This is a genomic window from Caballeronia sp. M23-90, assembly GCF_053574605.1.
Genome location: NZ_JBSIPA010000862.1, coordinates 1 through 1,129, shown reverse-complemented (window position 1 = coordinate 1,129; position 1,129 = coordinate 1). Strand labels below are relative to the sequence as shown.

Sequence of the window (1,129 nt, the reverse complement as noted above, 5' to 3'; positions counted from 1 at the left end):
TGCCGTGCTTTCGCTTTGCCGCCGATGCCGGCGTCCTGCCCGCGTTCGGCGCGTTCACGGGCGGTTACGAGGTCAATGAAAACGCCCGCAACGAACGCATCTTCGTGGTCGCGGGCGAACGCGTGATGGCGGTACGTCCCCAGTCTCAAGCTCCTCAAGCTCAGTGATAAACCGTCTTCGATGACGTCAGCTTCGTCAGCGTCCCGCGCTGGAACCTGTACCAGCCTTCGGCGCTCTTGAGCACGACTTCATCGCGCTGCCAGAACACGCCGGTCAGCTTCATGCGCCGTCCGATGCGCTCGACTGCCGGCGGGCGTTTCGTGAAGTCGTAGAGAAGGAGTTCGGGCGCACCGCCATCGGAAGCCTCGACGATCATTCGCGCACCCGACGGCTCGACATGATGCACGATACGGCGCGCGCTCAAACGGTCGAACGTCGTGCCGTCGAGCTGCGCGTCGATGCCATTTCCCTGTTGAACGAAGGTCACGCTTCCGGCTACGGTGCGGATGGGTCCGGCGCCTGAATCCGCGTCTTGCGCGAACGCGCCGGGCGTCAAGAGCATGGCAAGCAGCAACGAAAAAAAGATCCGCAGTACGGGCATCGCACGTCCTTGTTGAAAACGACACCCCGCAACCTAGACCCGTCGATAGCGAAAAGCAACTCCCGCACGCCCGGGAAAAGCTAAATAGTCCAGCTCGTCGAATCAACGCGCGAAATCTCAGGGTTTCCACCGATCAACCGGGAAACGTTCGGTACAATTTGTACCCTTCCGCCGCCCGACCTCCGCGCACTCCATGCCTCTGCCCCTTCTCGCCCTTGCTATCGCCGCGTTCGGCATCGGCACGACTGAATTTGTCATCATGGGCTTGTTGCCCAACGTCGCGCGCGATCTCGGTGTATCGATACCCGCAGCGGGCATGCTCGTGTCCGGCTATGCGCTGGGCGTGACCATCGGGGCGCCGATCCTCGCCATCGTCACCGCGAAGATGCCGCGCAAAAAAGCGCTGATGGTCCTGATGGGCGTGTTCATTATCGGCAACATGCTGTGCGCCGTTGCGCCGGGATACTGGGTGCTGATGGCCGCGCGCGTGGCGACGGCGTTCTGCCACGGCGCGTTCTTCGGCATCGA

General features: G+C 62.4%; 2 protein-coding genes. One reads left to right on the top strand and one right to left on the bottom strand.

The genetic code is table 11. The features are described 5' to 3' along the window. Positions 1 to 160 precede the first annotated feature (160 nt). Positions 161 to 601 (bottom strand): hypothetical protein, encoded by a 441-nt coding sequence (locus tag ACRXB1_RS36535; RefSeq protein WP_174362973.1) that lies wholly within the window; start codon positions 599 to 601, stop codon positions 161 to 163. Positions 602 to 794: 193 nt separating this feature from the next. Between ACRXB1_RS36535 and ACRXB1_RS36530 the strand changes: the two genes are divergently transcribed. Next, on the top strand, positions 795 to 1,129 hold a 335-nt coding region (locus tag ACRXB1_RS36530), incomplete at its 3' end, for an MFS transporter (protein ID WP_449494839.1).

Excerpts from the sequence above, each read along its gene's own strand:
- ACRXB1_RS36535 (WP_174362973.1), bottom strand. The coding sequence starts at position 601 with ATGCCCGTACTGCGGATCTTTTTTTCGTTGCTGCTTGCCATGCTCTTG.